Here is a 16156-nt window from a genome sequence, read left to right on the forward strand (position 1 = left end):
TTTTTATTAACGGGTCATTTTTTTCACAAACACCACGACAAACAAGGCTATTGTAAAGCTACCCACAAAGGCTTCAAAAGCGGCAACTAACCTCGCTAAACCTAGTGGTGTTATATCACCATAGCCGAGAGTTGTAAAAGTTACCACACTAAAATACAGGGTACTAAAAAACGCGTTAATGTTTTCTGATGTACTATTGGCTGAACTAAATTGAATCACTTCACCTGCAAAATTAACACCTAGGGAAAAATATAGGAATGCACAAGCCAGTATAAGCCCAAGAGAAAATAAAATCACATTAAGCGGTCGCTCGCCATACCCACAAAATAAATCGACTATTTTGGAGAATATTCGACGGCCGGAAAATAAAGGCATTCGTTTGCGGCGCATTGTTAATTCTTTATGAATACAATGGCCTGCTAGTTCAAATAAGCCTTGGTTTTCTGCCGCTTTGCGAACGTCGCGATAAATTTCTTCAGCTTGTTCAAAGTTATCTAGTGCGGCGGTTCTATCTTTCTTCGACTCAGCTTTGTGGGCGAGCACTTCTTGTTGAAGTTCTTTACCCAATTCAATATTGTCTATTTTAGCGTTGTGTAATTTCACGCCCAGTAAATTGGTACCTAATAACTTAGCGCAATGCAAATTGGCATCTGATAAGTTGGCCTTCATTAAAGAGCCATTGTTAAGTTTGATATTAAATAGATGAGAACCACTTAAATTAGCGCGATAAAAGTCACTACCAGAAAAGTCGAAACCAGCCGTACTACCACGGTTAACTAAATTTATGCCAGATAAGTTAGCTTTTTTAAGTTGTAAACCTTGAGTGATTCCGCCGGATTTAGCATAACGCTCGAGTTTATCAGCGAGCTCCATACCGGTTTTATCAAAGTTAGGGTCGTGCCAAAAACAGTAACCGTTACCCATATCAACTTCATTGCAGTAAGTACCATCAGAAGCGTGGAACTGACAGCGGCCAAATTTATCAGTTTGATTCATGTAATTTTGTTTTGTATGTCGGCTTATTAATACTAACTTTAATGTAAAAAAAGCAAATTGCGAGTATTAAGAGACTGATTTTGGAGAATATTTTTTTATTTGAGGTAACAAAACCTGATATCTGTCCTGGTGTTCAGTTGGCAACGATAGTCCATGCACAATTCGTGTGGTTTTGTGTAGTAATTGACATAACTCATAGTCGTACTCTTTCGCTTTTTCATCTTCTAGGCTATCTAACTGTTTTATAATAGATTGAATTAAATTTATAGAAGCGCCTGTATGCATGGGAGCTTGTTGAATGGCCTCTGAGAACGCTTCAATAGATTGGCTGTATTCCCCAGCTTTATAGGCTTTAACACCAAGGCTATGATAGTGGCTAAATAGATCTCTGTTGTCACGAGTCATTTCAAGCCGTTGGCTAATACAGCCTGCTATATATGGGTCTTTTTCGGTGATTTCTTTTAATGGTTCCACTAATTGGCTAGCTTGTTCATAATCGCCAATTTGCGTTAATAATATATAAGCATCCGGTACTAGCTGAAGTGTAAGGTCTTCAATTTTTCCCGCTTTTTCAATTTGTTCATATAGCTGCTTTTTAGCCAAATAATATTGACCAGCTATTGCATCTATTCGCGCATTACATAAGCTTGCGAAGTTTTCATAGTTAAACTTACTATCTAATGCATCGTCGCTGCGCCCTCTTTGAATGGCGAGCGAAGCTTCTTGTTGGAATTTATGCGAGCTTTTTTTATCTTTCGCAAATTCTGCAGCTTCTACAGATGCGCGTATGTAATTGAGTAAATATTCAGGTTTTTGTTTATACGAGCGACGACTTAAGTCGAGGATCATTTTAGTACAATTTTTAACAGTCTCATATTCGGCACAGCTTCTGGCAATATCCGCTAAAAAGAATTGTCGGTCTATTGAGTATGGTGACAGCTCAGAACCTTTTACCGCTGTATCATATGCGAGTTTGGGTTGCCCCATCTTAAAATAAGCTTTTGCTAATGTATCATAAGCGTCAATGAGCAAGGGAGATGCGATCAGCACTTCATTAATACTGAAGACCGTTTTTTTGTACTTTTCTTGAAAATAATAGACTTGAGCGAGTTGTAATACCGCCCAAGTTTGTCGTTTAACCTCTAGGACTTGATTTAAAAGTTGTTCCGCTTCGTCATAGTTTTGGTTTTTACATAACAATTCGATTAGTAGGTGCGTGCAATAGTTTTTATACCTAAATCTAGGGTGGATCAGTTTTCGGCAAATTTTAATCGCTTCAGGAATTTGATCATTGAGAATGGCTGTGAATACTGCAGTAAATGCGATTTTTTTCGCGTAGGTTTTTTCTAAACGTTTTTTTAAAACCACCTGAGAAAACGGTTTCATTAGATAATCGTCAGGCTGATTTTCCAATGCGCCTAGCACCATAGGCCGATGGCTTTCTCCTGTAACGATTAAAAATAGGCTTTCAGGCTTCATTAACCTACGGCCTTGGATTTCTTCTAATAGTTGCCGGCCATTTTTGCCAACGGTACCTAAGTTGTAATCAATAAAAAATATATCGAATTTAACTTCTTTACAGGCACTCACTGCCGCTTCGCCAGAAGATACTAAAACAACCGAACGTGCACCTAAACTGAGTAATATGCCTTTTAGCATGAGTTGAAAAGGGCGTTGGTCATCTACAACTAGGATCTTTTTATCTGCGAGATCTAGAGCCAAATCATATCCTTAATGCTAGTTCGTAGCGTTAGCTTAATATTAAGATAAAATGCTTGGTTGGCAAGGTTATTTAAATGATTTAGGTGTAAAAGAGATAACAAGAAAGGAGTGGTGGAGGGGGCTGGATTCGAACCAGCGAAGGCGGAGCCGTCAGATTTACAGTCTGATCCCTTTGGCCACTCGGGAACCCCTCCACAAGTGCGGCGGCATATTACCAAATTAATCGCGCCTGTAAACACTTTGATGCAAAAAAAATAAAGTTTTTGGTTTGATGGGCGATAAATTGTTCAGAAACCATAAAAAATGAACACATAGTATAAAAATGCAGCAACAACCTCTGGTCCATGAATTACAACTGGGCAATAAACTAAATCATGCTATCGGTCAGCCGAGCCGAGCCGACTTTGGTTTGTTGGTGGCTATGCTGTCTGAGCAAGCGCAAGAGTTTGCGCAGTTTCAATTAGAAAAGCAGCAAATTCCTCAAGACAATCATCAAGAAGAAAAATTAAAAGCTGAATTGGGTATTGTTGAACCATTGCGTTTATCAGCAGACGAAAACTATTTTAAACATGCTCACAATATCAATAAAGGTTTACATCAAGCGGGTATGGCGTCTATGTGTTTAAACCGTTATTTAATTAGGGATGCGTTATCACAATATAATGATCCAAATAAATTGGATGATAACGTGTTAGCCAATTGCTCGTTGCATGCTGCTCGTCGTATAAAAGCCCAAGAAGAAGGTAAAGATCCCGCGTTAGAAATAGAACAAGACCTCACTCAACTTAAAGAAGTGATTGAACAAGCCAATCAATATGCTGCTTAGCGGGCTGTATGTTTAGCCGCAGCAGCGTTTAAACTTTTTAGTCGACCCACATAAACAACTTTCGTTTCTGCCAAGGAAGATGGGTTTATTATTGCTAGTGACTAGCCCATCTACATAAAACCATTGTTCATTCGTATATTGGAAGCGCGACTTTTCTTGCATCCAATGAAAAGCCTTGTCAGGCGTTTGATAAACCACTTTAAAGGTAACAAATCCAAACTGCTGAGTTAATTCAGATTGATGAGTATCGAGTATGGTTAAATTTTTAAATGAAACACTTTGTGCAAACTCTTCGATTTGGCTAAGTTCATTGTTTTGTCTTTGCTCGGCTACGAGTGTATCGACTATATATTGGCATTTGTTTAACGCATAGGCACAGTAACGAGAACGCATTAATTTTTCAGGCGTAGGTGCATGACAATCATTATCATGAAAAGGTTGGCAACAAGCTTGATAGCTTTCACCTGAGTGGCAAGGGCATTTCATATTTTTTGATAAAGACACTAACATCTTGTCTTTATACACGAGTTTAAAGTTAGGAAAAAGGGGCCGAAGCCCCAGGCTCACAGAGAAAAGTTACTGGCTAGAGTCATTAAGCGACTAGCTTTTGCGGAAAACTCGATTTAATTAATAAGCTCGTACTGTTACCTAAATTGGCCGCAACTTGCATTTGCTGTTTTTGAGCTTCAGATAAGCAGCCTAACCAAGTTACAACTGCTGCGCACTTTCCTAGCTTCAAAGCTTGGCACGCAGACTGAAAAGCTTGTTTATCGGTTTGAGTATGAACCACTAACATACGTTCAACATTGATACCCGCAGAGATTAATTCTGATTTACTTGGCATATCACTAGGCGCAATTAAGCACAACCAACGGTTGTGTTCTTGAGTTTTCGCAATGGATTGCCAAAAACGTAGACTAAAATCGCTTGATTTATTATTGGTCGCAAAATAACGAGTTTGTTGTGCTGGACGCATCGCAATATAAGTATTCATATTCTCTTCTCGATAACTGAGTGTTTAACCAGTGTTGTTATATACAGTATACTGGATCCTTATACAGTTCAAGTATTCAGAGCAAAAAAAATCCTCATTTAAGAGGATTTTTATACAGTCACTTAAATTTTATACTTTCAGTTAAATCGAGTTAACCTAATCAATCTCATTAAAAATTAATTCTTGTTTATCTGCAGCTATTCGGTTTGCTGTTTTGATTTCTTGCACAGTTAGATATTTTTCAAGTTCTTGTAAAGGTTGAAGGGCTTCATTGCATTGCCAGAGTGTGGATAGTTTTAGCCAAGTGTAAGCATGTAATGGACTTTGAGGTAATCCTTGGCCTTTACTGTACATTAAACCTAAATAGAGCATGGCTTTGCTATGGCCAACTAAACTGGCTTTACGAAATGCTTTTGCTGATTTTAAATAGTTTTTATTTTTAGCGCTCAAGACACCCTCTTTAAAATAGTCTTCAGCGCTTGGAGTGTTAGCGGTGTCTTGCTCAGTATCTTTTTTTTCAGCTTCAGGAGGGTCAGTGAGTGCTTGGGTTAATTCGGTTATTGATTGACGTAACTGACTTAAACAACTCGCCAATTCAGTTTGATTATCTAGGTTAGCTTGATGGTGATTAACATCAGTATTAGCCTCTGCTGAAAGTACAGCTTCAGACGCTGGATCATCACTCAGAGCGTTGTCTGGCTCAACGTCTAGAATTTCGTCCAGTTGAAATTCAAAATCATCGGGAACGGCAACTAACTCTTCATCTTCTTCTGTATTGAGAATAAGCTCTTCGTCTTCTAACTCTAATTCAAAGTCATCGAACTCTTCTAGATCAAGATTGCTTTCCGTATCAGATAATTCGACTTCGAAAGAGGGAAGATCTTCCCAATCCGTTTGATTGTTTGCCAGTTGTTGATCAATATCTGTCATCTAACCTAGTTGGCCTTACAATTTGAGGTTTCATTAAAATAAAGTATGAAGGTATTTATCTGTTATTTAAATAAAAACTTTAATTATAGTCTTCTCGCTCAGGCCTTATGGTTCATTGTCTGCACTTATTCGCCCCAATCACATAGTAGAGCATATGCTCATGGGGGCTCAAAGCTTGACGGCTTCCCCTAAAACCTGATCGCTTTGACTATATTATAGCTTGCCGGTAATTTTACTGGTTCTATATTAAAAAATGGTCTAATAAACTTGATCTTTATTGCTGGTTAGTATTTAATTCGCGCGCTTTTAAAAGCTGAATTAACTTTGGCTTTTAAATTACCGGAAGAGGTGCAGCATCTAGGTACTGTATAAGAGAAGGCAAAGCTTTTTTGACGATACAGAAGGGAGATGACTGCCGAGAAGTGACTGTACTTTGCAGTCAGTCACTTCGGTTGTTATGGCTGAATCCTGACAACTGTCACCGCGTTGGGTGGAGCGCTTTCGGGATTTGGTATGAAGCTTGTTATTTTTCTCTTCACTGCTAAACCCTGCGTTCTCTTGAAAATTTTCCCTGAGCTCTTTAAAGGGCGTAAAAAAGGTATTCAAGTGAATAATCTTACTGTTGCTAAATTTGGTGGTACAAGTGTTGCGGATCACGCAGCCATGTCTCGTTGTGCCGATATTATCTGTGAAAATCAAGATATCCGTGTTGTTGCTGTGTCGGCTCAATCGGGTGTGACTAATATATTGGTGCGCCTGACTCAATCGGATGTTACCGCTGACGAAAGACAAACCTTAATTGATCAGATCCGTGATAAAGAATATGCGATCTTAAATGATCTTAATCAGCCTGAAAGTATCAAAGTTGCGTTAGAAAATTTATTAGCTGAGTTGACCTCTTTAGCTGAAAACCCTGAATTACCCACTTCTTTAAAATTAAAAGATGCTTTGTTGTCGTTTGGTGAGCAAATGTCTTCTTTAATGTTTGCTGAGCTATTACGTCAACGCGGTGTACATGCTGTTAATTTTGATATCCGTCAGGTAATGAAAACGGATGACAATTTTGCGCAAGCTGAACCTCAATTAGCGTTAATTAAACAGCAAGCCGAGACTTTATTGAAGCCAGAACTTAGTGGTTCAGTTGTTGTAACACAAGGCTTTATTGGCTCTAATGCTCAAGGGGAAACGACGACTTTAGGCCGCGGTGGTAGTGACTATAGTGCAGCATTAATCGCTGAAGCGCTAGAAGCTAGCGTATTACAAATTTGGACTGATGTAACAGGTATCTTCACTACGGATCCTCGTTTAACCAAAGCTGCTCGTCCAATCCCTGAAGTTACGTTTGATGAAGCCGCTGAAATGGCGACTTTTGGTGCTAAAATATTACATCCAGCCACGCTTATTCCAGCTATGCGTCGCGATATTCGTGTTTTTGTCGGTTCGAGTCGTGCACCTAAAGAAGGTGGTACTTGGGTTGTTAATAAAGCCGAAACCAAACCACCTTATCGTGCGATTGCCTTACGTAAAGACCAAATATTATTAACGGTTAAAAGCCCGCAAATGTTACATGCGACAGGCTTTTTAGCTAAGGTTTTCGGTATCCTTGCTGAACATAAAATCAGTGTGGACTTAGTCACTACATCAGAGATTTCAATTGCCTTAACCCTAGATAACCCGACAAACACCACAACGAGCGTATTAAGCGATACAGTATTAAGTGCATTAAAATCGTTTTGTGATGTTAAAGTTGAAGAAAATTTGTCGCTTGTTGCGGTTATTGGTAACCACCTTGAGTCTAGTCACAAATATGACAAAAAACCGACTGAAAACAAACTATGGAAAGCGTTAGACTCAGTTGACGTTCGTATGATTTGCCAAGGCGCCAGCCCACACAACTTATGCTTTTTGACGCCGACTGATAGTGCGCCAGCGGTAGTTGAAAGCTTACATGATGTGTTGTTTGATTAATTCAAACCATACCGTAAATAAGAACGCCGCTAAATAGCGGCGTTTTTGATCATCTTCTAGTATTTTCAAAACAAACTTAAATCAGTGTTAGCTTTGTTTTAAATAATCTAATACCACTTCATGGTGGTCTTTGGTTTTGAACTTATTAAAAACATGTTCAATTTTTCCATCTAGGCCAATTAAAAAGCTAATGCGATGGATACCGTCGTATTCCCTGCCCATAAACTTTTTAAGACCCCAAACGCCATAAGCGTCAGCAGTCGCGTGGTCTTCATCCGCTAATAAATCGAAGTTGAGTTCTTGTTTAGTGACAAAGTTACTAATTCGTTTAACTGGATCTGGGCTTAAGCCAAATACTTTAACATTAAGAGCATCTAGCTCGGTTTTACTGTCGCGCAAACCACAAGCTTGAACGGTGCACCCTGGCGTTGACGCTTTAGGATAGAAATAGACAACAACTTTATTCTTGCCAATATAATCAGCAAGATTGATGGTTTCATCGTTTTGATTTTTTAACGAGAACAAAGGCGCAACAGTGCCTGGTTGAATAGGATTCATGGTAACCTCTAAATAACTATAGTTCTATTTGACCTTCAATTTTCAGTTCATCTAACAAGGCCTGTAAGTCACTAGTGAATGCGTTGACGTCCCAATCTGATTTTGGTTTTCTGAATGTAATTTCAGTAACCGCTTGGCCGTCTTCGCCAGCATCTTCTGGTACGCCCTCACAGCGTAGATTGGCTAAGCTTAACCCTTGCGCTGCAAAAAATTGGGTGAATTTAGATAGAAGGCCTGTTTGGTCTTTGGTTTGATAAATTAACTTTCCACACTCTTGCTCTATTTGTTGTTTGCGGTGCCCACTGGTACGTTTAACAACACTCATAAGATCAATTCGAGCACATAAATTAATAAATGCACTTTCAAAGCGATTAATTTTTAAGTTAGAGCCTTCAACTAACATGACATAGGTAAATTCATTGCCCATGATTGCCATGCGACTGTATAAAATATTGAGGTCATTAGCAGCAGCTAATGAAGTAATTTCATTGACCATACCGCGACGGTTAGTGCCAATAGAGGTGACGACAAGTTGTTCAGACATGGGTGTTAAAGGTATCAAATTGCGTTTTTATATTAAGAGGGCGGCATTGTAACATAAAAATTATTAATTATGGCTTTGAATTCTTTGTTGATTCTTGTCTTTAATCATAATGGCAAGTACCATAGCGCGCTTGATTTAAAGAGGGTTTTTTACATGATTCGTGGAAGTATAGTTGCTTTAGTTACACCAATGACGTCAACAGGAGAAGTTGACTACTCGGCGTTAGAAGCCTTGGTGGAACATCATATTGCGGCTGGTACGCATGGCATAGTTGCTGTGGGTACAACAGGTGAGTCGGCTACGCTGCCTACTAATGAACATGTTGAAGTGGTTAAAGCGGTTGTTAAAACAGTCGCAGGGCGTGTAAAAGTCATTGCGGGTAATGGTGCTAATTCAACTGCAGAAGCCATTGAACTAACTAAAGCAATTGCCCCTTTGGGTGTTGACGCGTTTTTAAATGTGACACCTTATTATAATAAACCGTCACAAAAAGGTTTAATTGCCCATTTCGAAGCAATAGCAGATGCTAGCGACATACCACAAATTTTATATAATGTACCGGGTCGTACAGCAGTGGATATGTTGCCTGAAACCGTTGCGCATTTAGCAAAACACGACAAAATTATTGGTATAAAGGAAGCAACTGGTAGTATCCAGCGCTTAAAAGATATTCAAGCACTGGTTGACGGTGAATTTATTTTGTTGAGCGGTGACGATGAAACTGGCCTAGCGTTTTTAAAACAAGGCGGACATGGTGTGATTTCTGTAACCAATAATGTTGCTGCCAAACGCATGGCTGATATGTGTAATGCAGTGGCTGAAGGTGATGTTGAGACAGCAGAGCAAATTGATAGTGGATTGCGCGATGTGCACTCTGCGATGTTTGTTGAGTCTAACCCTGTACCGGTTAAATGGGCATTAAGCCGCATGGGATTAATTCCTGAATGTGTTTATCGTCTTCCTTTAGTTCAACCGGAACTAAATACGCAAAAAATAATCGAACAAGCATTATCAAAAGCAGAGCTTATATAATCTGGAGTTACTTTGAATAAAGTTATCGGCCTTTTTGCCGTTGCCACTATTATCGGTCTTTCCGCTTGTTCCACGGCTCCTCGTGTAGCAGAAGGCGATTTTGAATACACGAAAGTTAAGACTAATAAAGCACTACAAATTCCACAAGGTTTAGATAAACCTGAATTAGTCAACGATTACCCTTTACCTAAAACCGACGGCCTTGCCGGTACGGTGGGTAGCAAAGTTTCGGTATTTCCGCCTAGGCTACTAATGGCGTTAGCTGAGGGCAGCCGAGTTGACGAGGCTGATCCACACACCACAGTGTGGTTTGAACAAACTGAAGAAATCTCCCAGCTTGAAAAAAGCATTTGGTCGGCTCTGACTGGCTATTTTGACAAAATAGATGTTTCGCTACGCAAAGTAGATAAAGCCACAGGTTACGTTGAAACGGATTGGGTACCACATCAAATCGAAACAGGTTGGTGGTTATGGTCTGGTAAAATAACAGATGAAAGTCGTCGCTACTCTTTTACCGTGAATATGAAGCCACACGGTCGAACCGGTTCGGTCACTGTTAATTTATTAGAACGTCGTGCTGAAGGCTTTACGAGTAAAAAGTCATTACGCCAAGAGGACAATCGTGGCTTGGCAACCGATATGCTTAACAGCGTGATTGGTCATTATGATTATCAGTTCCGTTTAGCGGCTGAACAGCGTCGCACTCAATACGCACAAGGGGTTGAAGTCACTCAACGTACGTTACGTAATGGTGACGAGGTAATGGTTGTTAAAGCTAATTTCCCTCACACTTGGTTACGCGTGTTAGACGCAATGAACCAATTAGGCTTTGTTATTACAGACATCAATAAAATAGAGGGCCGTATTTATGGCCGTATTAATGAGCGTAGTGAAGGGTTTTGGAGCTCATTATTTGGTGATGAAAAGCAATCAGGCTTAGCGTTTGAATCAGGTGATTATGTTGTTGAATTATTACGCCGTGAAGATGAAACCGAGGTTTCGTTTAGCAATAATAATTTAGAGCCTGTTAGTAAAGATATTATTGACAAAGTTATCCCTGAGTTTGCCGCTATACTTGCAGAACCATTGGAATAATTTAATTAATGCGAGGCGTTAACACGCCTCGTTTGTGTTTATTTATTTGCTTGAAAATTTATCAAGTAAATGCTGATTTTTTTAAGGTAGATTGCAGTAGGCAGCCGTAGTGAAAACTTATACAATACGCGCCCAAACAAGTTACCCCAAGTTCAAATCTACTTTGCTATTCTATAGGAGAGCACATGTTAACTCGCAGCATGAATATCGCTGATTTCGATCCGGAATTATATCAATCAATTCAAGATGAAACTCGCCGTCAGGAAGAGCATATCGAATTGATTGCTTCTGAAAACTATTGTAGCCCACGCGTTTTAGAAGCACAGGGTTCACAATTAACAAACAAGTACGCAGAAGGTTATCCGGGTAAGCGTTACTATGGTGGCTGTGAGCATGTTGATGTAGCTGAAAGCTTAGCAATCGAGCGTGCCAAACAATTATTTGGTGCAACTTATGCAAACGTTCAGCCGCATTCTGGTTCGCAAGCTAACGCTGCTGTATTCCAAGCGTTACTTCAGCCGCACGATACTGTATTAGGTATGAGCTTGGCTCATGGTGGTCACTTAACTCACGGTGCGCATGTTAACTTTTCAGGTAAAACTTATAATGCAGTTCAGTATGGTTTAAACGAAGAAACTGGCGAGATTGATTACGAGCAAGTGGCTGCGTTAGCTAAAGAGCATAAGCCTGCTATGATTATCGCTGGTTTTTCAGCGTATTCAGGCATTGTTGACTGGGCTAAGTTCCGTGAAATTGCGGATGAAGTGGGTGCTTATTTAATGGTTGATATGGCGCACGTTGCTGGTCTTATCGCCGCTGGTGTTTACCCATCACCTATGCAATATGCTGATGTTGTAACTACAACTACTCATAAAACATTAGCCGGACCACGTGGTGGCTTAATTTTATCAGCTAAGTCTGATGAAACGATCGAGAAGAAATTAAACAGTGCGGTTTTCCCAGGTGGTCAAGGTGGTCCTTTATGTCATGTAATTGCCGCTAAAGCAGTTGCTTTTAAAGAAGCTTTGCAACCTGAGTTTAAAGCTTACCAAGAGCAAGTGGTGAAAAACTCAAAAGCTATGGTTGCTGTATTACAAGAGCGTGGCTATAAAGTTGTTTCTGGTAAAACAGATAATCACTTATTCTTAGTTGATTTAATCGACAAAGATATTACGGGTAAAGATGCTGACGCAGCACTTGGCAACGCTAACATTACTGTTAACAAAAACTCTGTACCTAATGATCCGCGTTCACCTTTCGTTACTTCTGGTTTACGTATCGGTACTCCTTCTATTACACGTCGTGGCTTTAAAGAAGCTGAAGCTAAAGAATTAGCTGGCTGGATCTGTGATGTTTTAGATGACATTGAAAACCAAGATGTTATTGAAACAGTAAAAGCTAAAGTATTAGACGTGTGTAGTCGTTTACCAGTTTATGCTTAATATTGCTTAGCTAGCTTTTTGAGTTAGTGATAAAGGTCGCATTTGCGGCCTTTTTTGATTTAAAAAACGATTGAGTAAGTCATGCATTGTCCGTTTTGTAACCAACAAGAAACCAAGGTCATAGATTCTCGCTTAGTGGCTGAAGGCCATCAAATTCGCCGTCGCCGTGCTTGTTTACAATGTAATGAGCGTTTTACAACGTTTGAAATGGCTGAATTAGTCATGCCGCGAGTGGTAAAAACGGATGACACGCATGAACCATTTAATGAAGACAAATTGCGCAGTGGTTTAATCAGGGCATTGGAAAAACGCCCAGTTAGCGTCGAGGAAACTGAGCAACTGATTAATCGGGTTAAATCTGAATTGCGAGCGACAGGCGAGCGACAGATTTCAAGCCAATTAATTGGTAATTTAGTCATGGAGCATTTACGTAAGCTGGATCAAGTGGCCTATGTTCGCTTTGCTTCTGTTTATCGCTCATTTGAAGATGTGGCTGAATTTGGCAAAACAATTGCGGGATTAAAAAGCTAACTATGTTGACTAAGGATGATTTTTATTGGATGGCTAAAGCCATTCAATTAGCCAAAAAAGGCTTGTATACCACGTCTCCCAATCCAAGAGTGGGTTGTGTCTTAGTCAAATCTGGGCAAGTGATAGGTGAGGGCTTTCATCTTAAAGCGGGTGAATTACATGCCGAGCGCAATGCAATAGCCGATGCAAATAATAAAGGCCATATCACTAAAGGTGCAACCGCTTATGTTACGTTGGAACCTTGCTCTCATCATGGTCGTACACCACCTTGTGCTGATGGTTTAATAGAAGCGGGAATACAAAGAGTGGTTGTCGGTATGGTTGATCCTAATCCGCAAGTCGATTCTAAAGGGGTCGCTAAATTACAAGCTGCTGGTATAGAAATCGACACTCTTTGTTTGGCACAAGACTGTGAGCAACTGAACCTTGGTTTTACTAAACGTATGCGAACCGGACTACCTTATGTCCGTCTTAAACTGGCTGCGAGTATTGATGGCCGAACGGCAATGGCAGATGGCGAAAGCAAATGGATCACAGGGCCGCAAGCGCGTGCTGATGTTCAGCATTATCGCGCACAAAGTTGTGCCATTATTTCAGGTTCGGGTACGGTCGAAGTGGATCAACCGGCATTAAATGTTCGAAAAAGTGAACTAACAAGTTACCCAACTGACGATGTCAGACAGCCTCTGCGGGTCATTATCGATAGTAAGAAAAAAGTAAGCGCGAGTAATCGATTCTTTTCACACAATAGCCCAACTTTGTTTGTGGGAATATCAGCTGAACGCCCCGAATTGCCAGACAATGTTACTTATCGTCAAGTCGCTAGCAAGCGCGTAAGAGGCGAAGATAAAGTGGATTTAACGGATGTACTGGCTTATTTAGCGACACAGGGAATTAATGACGTTTGGGTTGAAGCGGGAGCCCACATGGCAGGGGCATTTATTGAAGCCGATTTAGTCGATGAACTAATAATTTATCAAGCGCCGCTGCTGATGGGTGAACAGACGTTTGGCTTGGTTAATTTACCTGAGACCGATAGCTTAGCGCTCGCTCATCGGTGGTCGTATCAAAGCGTGACGCAAATTGGTGAAGATTTAAAACTTATTTTACATAAAAAAGGATAAAGCCTCTTATTATGTTTACTGGAATTATAGAAGCGGTTGGCCACATAATGGCGTTAAGTCCTGTGCAAAATGGCTATCAGGTTAAAGTGGCCGTCAATGGGTTAGATATGCAAGATGTGCGACTCGGTGATTCTATAGCTGTTAATGGCACCTGTTTAACCGTAACTCAGTTTGATGCGCAATCTTTTCAGGCTGATGTGTCCTCTGAAACGGTAAAGAGAACAAAATTTTCCTCTCTTTCGATAGGCTCAAAAGTCAATTTAGAGAAAGCGTGCACACCTAATACGCGTTTAGGTGGTCATATTGTGAGTGGCCATGTTGATGGTGTTGCCAACTTAAAGCAAATTCAAGACAATGGCAATGCGACAGAATATTGGCTAGAAGCGCCGGCAGATTTAGCTAAATATATTGCTGTAAAAGGTTCAATTACCGTTGATGGTATTAGTTTAACGGTTAATGAAGTATCTGGTAATCGGTTTAGGTTAACCATTATTCCTCATACGGCTGAGCAAACGACGATTGTTAAATGGCAGGTCGGCGATAAAGTGAATATTGAAGTTGACGTGATTGCGCGCTATTTAGAACGTTTAATGAATTATCAAACACCACAACAACAAGATCAAAATATGATGAACTTGTTAGCTAAATCAGGTTTTATCAAATAAGATCATATAAGCCTCGACTCTAAAATAATGCGAAAAAAAGCATCGACGCCAAAAGCGAGAAAAAAATGAAATTGAATACTGCTGCAGAATTAATCGAAGAGATCCGCCAAGGCCGAATGGTGGTGTTAATGGATGATGAAGATCGTGAAAATGAAGGCGATTTAATCATGGCGGCTGAGCATGTTACACCTGAAGCCATTAACTTTATGGCAACCTATGGCCGAGGCCTAATTTGTATGCCGTTAACCGCAGAGCGCTGCGAACAATTAAATTTACCTTTAATGGCTGATCGAAATAAAGCGGCATTCGCCACTAATTTTACGGTTTCAATAGAAGCTGCGGAAGGTGTTACCACTGGTATTTCAGCGGCTGACAGAGCCACCACGATATTAGCGGCGGTAGCGAAAGATGCACAACCAGAAGATATAGTGCAGCCTGGTCATATTTTCCCATTAATGGCGCAAGACGGTGGTGTATTAAATCGAGCCGGTCATACCGAAGCCGGTTGCGATTTAGCTAGATTAGCAGGGTGTGAACCCGCGGCTGTTATTGTTGAAATTTTAAAGGATGATGGCAGCATGGCACGTCGTCCAGATTTAGAAACATTCGCTCAACAACACAATTTAAAAATAGGTACAATAGCTGATTTAATTGAGCATAGAAATACCACCGAAACAACGATTGAAAAAATTGCTGAGTGTAAATTACCCACAGCATACGGTGAGTTTGATTTAGTTACATTTAAAGATACAATTGATGATCAAATTCATTTTGCCTTAAAAAATGTAGATATTGATCCTGATAAACCGACTTTAGTTCGGGTTCATTTAATTAATACGTTTAACGACTTGTTACGCTCTACAAGGGATAACAAAAGTCATTGGTCACTTAATCAAGCAATGAAGAAAATTGCCGATGAAGGTGGTGTGGTATTGTTACTTGGTAAAAATGAAACCGCTAACGAGTTGATCAACATAGTTGAACGATTCGCAGCTGAAGACGCGGGTAAAAAAGTTAAAGTTAAACCTGGCTTTGGTACATCACGTACCGTGGGTGTTGGTTCACAAATATTGGCCGAGCTCAATGTTGGTAAAATGCGCTTATTGAGCGCCCCGAAACGTTATCACGCCCTTTCTGGTTTCGGTTTAGAAGTCGTAGAATATGTAACAGAATAAAGTCAAAATTTATTCGTAACGAGGGCGCGGTTTTTGTTACACTACGCCGAAAATTTTTACTCCAATAATTGATAGGATATTTCATGCAGGTTATCGAAGGTCAAGTATCTGCTAAAGGCAAAAAGTTTGCCTTAGTTATAGCTCGTTTTAATGCGTTTGTTGTTGAAAGCTTAGTTGAAGGGGCAGTTGATGCGCTAAAACGTTATGGCGACGTAAGCGCTGATGATATTACTTTGATCCGTGTACCCGGCGCGCATGAATTACCTATTGTAGCGAAGAAAGTCGCAGCATCAGGTAAATACGACGCTATTATCGCTCTAGGTGCAGTTATTCGTGGCGGTACACCGCATTTTGATTTCGTTGCAGGCGAAGCGAGTAAAGGCTTGTCGCAAGTTGCATTGGAGTTTACTACGCCGGTAGCCTTTGGTGTTATCACCACCGAATCTATTGAGCAAGCTATTGAGCGTTCGGGTACAAAAGCAGGTAATAAAGGGGCAGAAGCCGCGTTAACTGCAATTGAAATGGTCAACGTTTTAGATCAAATTTAAGGTACG

17 protein-coding genes, 1 tRNA gene and 1 riboswitch are annotated in these 16156 nt (G+C 40.2%); of the genes, 10 read left to right on the forward strand and 8 right to left on the reverse strand.

The window, feature by feature from the left end:
* Nucleotides 1-6: 6 nt before the first annotated feature.
* From C2869_RS00230 to C2869_RS00240, 3 genes are all read right to left on the reverse strand, one after another.
* Nucleotides 7-996, reverse strand: coding sequence for an ion channel (locus C2869_RS00230; RefSeq protein WP_108601040.1), 990 nt, complete (start codon nt 994-996; stop codon nt 7-9).
* 66 nt (nt 997-1062) lie between these two features.
* Nucleotides 1063-2718 (reverse strand): tetratricopeptide repeat-containing response regulator, encoded by a 1656-nt coding sequence (locus C2869_RS00235; protein ID WP_108601041.1) that lies wholly within the window; start codon nt 2716-2718, stop codon nt 1063-1065.
* Nucleotides 2719-2827: 109 nt separating this feature from the next.
* Nucleotides 2828-2912 (reverse strand) — tRNA-Tyr (locus tag C2869_RS00240).
* A gap of 128 nt (nt 2913-3040) precedes the next feature.
* On the opposite strand from C2869_RS00240, the gene C2869_RS00245 reads away from it, so the two are divergent.
* Nucleotides 3041-3544: a VC2046/SO_2500 family protein gene (locus tag C2869_RS00245; protein ID WP_108601042.1), complete on the forward strand. Its 504-nt coding sequence runs from the start codon at nt 3041-3043 to the stop codon at nt 3542-3544.
* Nucleotides 3545-3556: 12 nt separating this feature from the next.
* Here the strand turns inward: C2869_RS00245 and C2869_RS00250 are convergent, their stop codons facing one another.
* From C2869_RS00250 to C2869_RS00260, 3 genes are all read right to left on the reverse strand, one after another.
* Nucleotides 3557-4048 (reverse strand): YchJ family protein, encoded by a 492-nt coding sequence (locus tag C2869_RS00250; RefSeq protein WP_159083953.1) that lies wholly within the window; start codon nt 4046-4048, stop codon nt 3557-3559.
* Between the two features lie 88 nt (nt 4049-4136).
* Nucleotides 4137-4538: a SulA-like leucine-rich domain-containing protein gene (locus C2869_RS00255; RefSeq protein ID WP_108601044.1), complete on the reverse strand. Its 402-nt coding sequence runs from the start codon at nt 4536-4538 to the stop codon at nt 4137-4139.
* A gap of 156 nt (nt 4539-4694) precedes the next feature.
* Nucleotides 4695-5468 carry an SEL1-like repeat protein gene (locus C2869_RS00260; protein ID WP_108601045.1) on the reverse strand — a complete coding sequence of 258 codons (774 nt, stop codon included), beginning with the start codon at nt 5466-5468 and terminating at the stop codon, nt 4695-4697.
* 335 nt (nt 5469-5803) lie between these two features.
* Nucleotides 5804-5977, forward strand: a riboswitch (Lysine riboswitch).
* 97 nt (nt 5978-6074) lie between these two features.
* Here C2869_RS00260 and lysC point away from each other — a divergent pair.
* Nucleotides 6075-7436 carry a lysine-sensitive aspartokinase 3 gene (gene lysC / locus C2869_RS00265; protein ID WP_108604900.1) on the forward strand — a complete coding sequence of 454 codons (1362 nt, stop codon included), beginning with the start codon at nt 6075-6077 and terminating at the stop codon, nt 7434-7436.
* An 87-nt stretch (nt 7437-7523) separates the two neighbouring features.
* On the opposite strand, the gene bcp is transcribed toward lysC, so the two are convergent.
* Nucleotides 7524-7994, reverse strand: coding sequence for a thioredoxin-dependent thiol peroxidase (bcp, locus tag C2869_RS00270; protein WP_108601046.1), 471 nt, complete (start codon nt 7992-7994; stop codon nt 7524-7526).
* A 16-nt stretch (nt 7995-8010) separates the two neighbouring features.
* On the reverse strand, nt 8011-8538 hold the full coding sequence (locus C2869_RS00275) for a glycine cleavage system protein R (protein WP_108601047.1): 528 nt from the start codon (nt 8536-8538) through the stop codon (nt 8011-8013).
* Nucleotides 8539-8691: 153 nt separating this feature from the next.
* On the opposite strand from C2869_RS00275, the gene dapA reads away from it, so the two are divergent.
* The 8 genes from dapA (at nt 8692) to ribH (ending at nt 16150) form a co-directional block, all read left to right on the forward strand.
* Nucleotides 8692-9570, forward strand: coding sequence for a 4-hydroxy-tetrahydrodipicolinate synthase (dapA, locus tag C2869_RS00280; protein ID WP_108601048.1), 879 nt, complete (start codon nt 8692-8694; stop codon nt 9568-9570).
* A 12-nt stretch (nt 9571-9582) separates the two neighbouring features.
* Entirely contained in the window at nt 9583-10665 is a 1083-nt protein-coding gene (gene bamC / locus C2869_RS00285; protein ID WP_108601049.1) for an outer membrane protein assembly factor BamC, read from the forward strand.
* Between the two features lie 185 nt (nt 10666-10850).
* Nucleotides 10851-12107 carry a serine hydroxymethyltransferase gene (gene glyA / locus C2869_RS00290; protein ID WP_108601050.1) on the forward strand — a complete coding sequence of 419 codons (1257 nt, stop codon included), beginning with the start codon at nt 10851-10853 and terminating at the stop codon, nt 12105-12107.
* A gap of 81 nt (nt 12108-12188) precedes the next feature.
* Nucleotides 12189-12638 carry a transcriptional regulator NrdR gene (nrdR, locus tag C2869_RS00295; RefSeq protein WP_108601051.1) on the forward strand — a complete coding sequence of 150 codons (450 nt, stop codon included), beginning with the start codon at nt 12189-12191 and terminating at the stop codon, nt 12636-12638.
* Nucleotides 12639-12640: 2 nt separating this feature from the next.
* Nucleotides 12641-13762, forward strand: coding sequence for a bifunctional diaminohydroxyphosphoribosylaminopyrimidine deaminase/5-amino-6-(5-phosphoribosylamino)uracil reductase RibD (gene ribD, locus C2869_RS00300; RefSeq protein ID WP_108601052.1), 1122 nt, complete (start codon nt 12641-12643; stop codon nt 13760-13762).
* An 11-nt stretch (nt 13763-13773) separates the two neighbouring features.
* Nucleotides 13774-14427 carry a riboflavin synthase gene (locus tag C2869_RS00305; RefSeq protein ID WP_108601053.1) on the forward strand — a complete coding sequence of 218 codons (654 nt, stop codon included), beginning with the start codon at nt 13774-13776 and terminating at the stop codon, nt 14425-14427.
* A gap of 65 nt (nt 14428-14492) precedes the next feature.
* Entirely contained in the window at nt 14493-15602 is a 1110-nt protein-coding gene (gene ribBA, locus C2869_RS00310) for a bifunctional 3,4-dihydroxy-2-butanone-4-phosphate synthase/GTP cyclohydrolase II (protein ID WP_108601054.1), read from the forward strand.
* A gap of 83 nt (nt 15603-15685) precedes the next feature.
* Nucleotides 15686-16150, forward strand: coding sequence for a 6,7-dimethyl-8-ribityllumazine synthase (gene ribH, locus C2869_RS00315; RefSeq protein ID WP_108601055.1), 465 nt, complete (start codon nt 15686-15688; stop codon nt 16148-16150).
* Nucleotides 16151-16156 lie beyond the last annotated feature (6 nt).

Origin of the sequence: Saccharobesus litoralis, assembly GCF_003063625.1 — a bacterium.
GTDB lineage: Bacteria > Pseudomonadota > Gammaproteobacteria > Enterobacterales > Alteromonadaceae > Saccharobesus > Saccharobesus litoralis.

Coding starts and splice junctions, on each gene's coding strand:
- C2869_RS00230 (WP_108601040.1), bottom strand. CDS start 996: ATGAATCAAACTGATAAATTTGGCCGCTGTCAGTTCCACGCTTCTGAT.
- C2869_RS00245 (WP_108601042.1), top strand. CDS start 3,041: ATGCAGCAACAACCTCTGGTCCATGAATTACAACTGGGCAATAAACTA.
- C2869_RS00255 (WP_108601044.1), bottom strand. CDS start 4,538: ATGAATACTTATATTGCGATGCGTCCAGCACAACAAACTCGTTATTTT.
- C2869_RS00260 (WP_108601045.1), bottom strand. CDS start 5,468: ATGACAGATATTGATCAACAACTGGCAAACAATCAAACGGATTGGGAA.
- bcp (WP_108601046.1), bottom strand. CDS start 7,994: ATGAATCCTATTCAACCAGGCACTGTTGCGCCTTTGTTCTCGTTAAAA.
- C2869_RS00275 (WP_108601047.1), bottom strand. CDS start 8,538: ATGTCTGAACAACTTGTCGTCACCTCTATTGGCACTAACCGTCGCGGT.
- dapA (WP_108601048.1), top strand. CDS start 8,692: ATGATTCGTGGAAGTATAGTTGCTTTAGTTACACCAATGACGTCAACA.
- glyA (WP_108601050.1), top strand. CDS start 10,851: ATGTTAACTCGCAGCATGAATATCGCTGATTTCGATCCGGAATTATAT.
- nrdR (WP_108601051.1), top strand. CDS start 12,189: ATGCATTGTCCGTTTTGTAACCAACAAGAAACCAAGGTCATAGATTCT.
- ribD (WP_108601052.1), top strand. CDS start 12,641: ATGTTGACTAAGGATGATTTTTATTGGATGGCTAAAGCCATTCAATTA.
- C2869_RS00305 (WP_108601053.1), top strand. CDS start 13,774: ATGTTTACTGGAATTATAGAAGCGGTTGGCCACATAATGGCGTTAAGT.
- ribBA (WP_108601054.1), top strand. CDS start 14,493: ATGAAATTGAATACTGCTGCAGAATTAATCGAAGAGATCCGCCAAGGC.
- ribH (WP_108601055.1), top strand. CDS start 15,686: ATGCAGGTTATCGAAGGTCAAGTATCTGCTAAAGGCAAAAAGTTTGCC.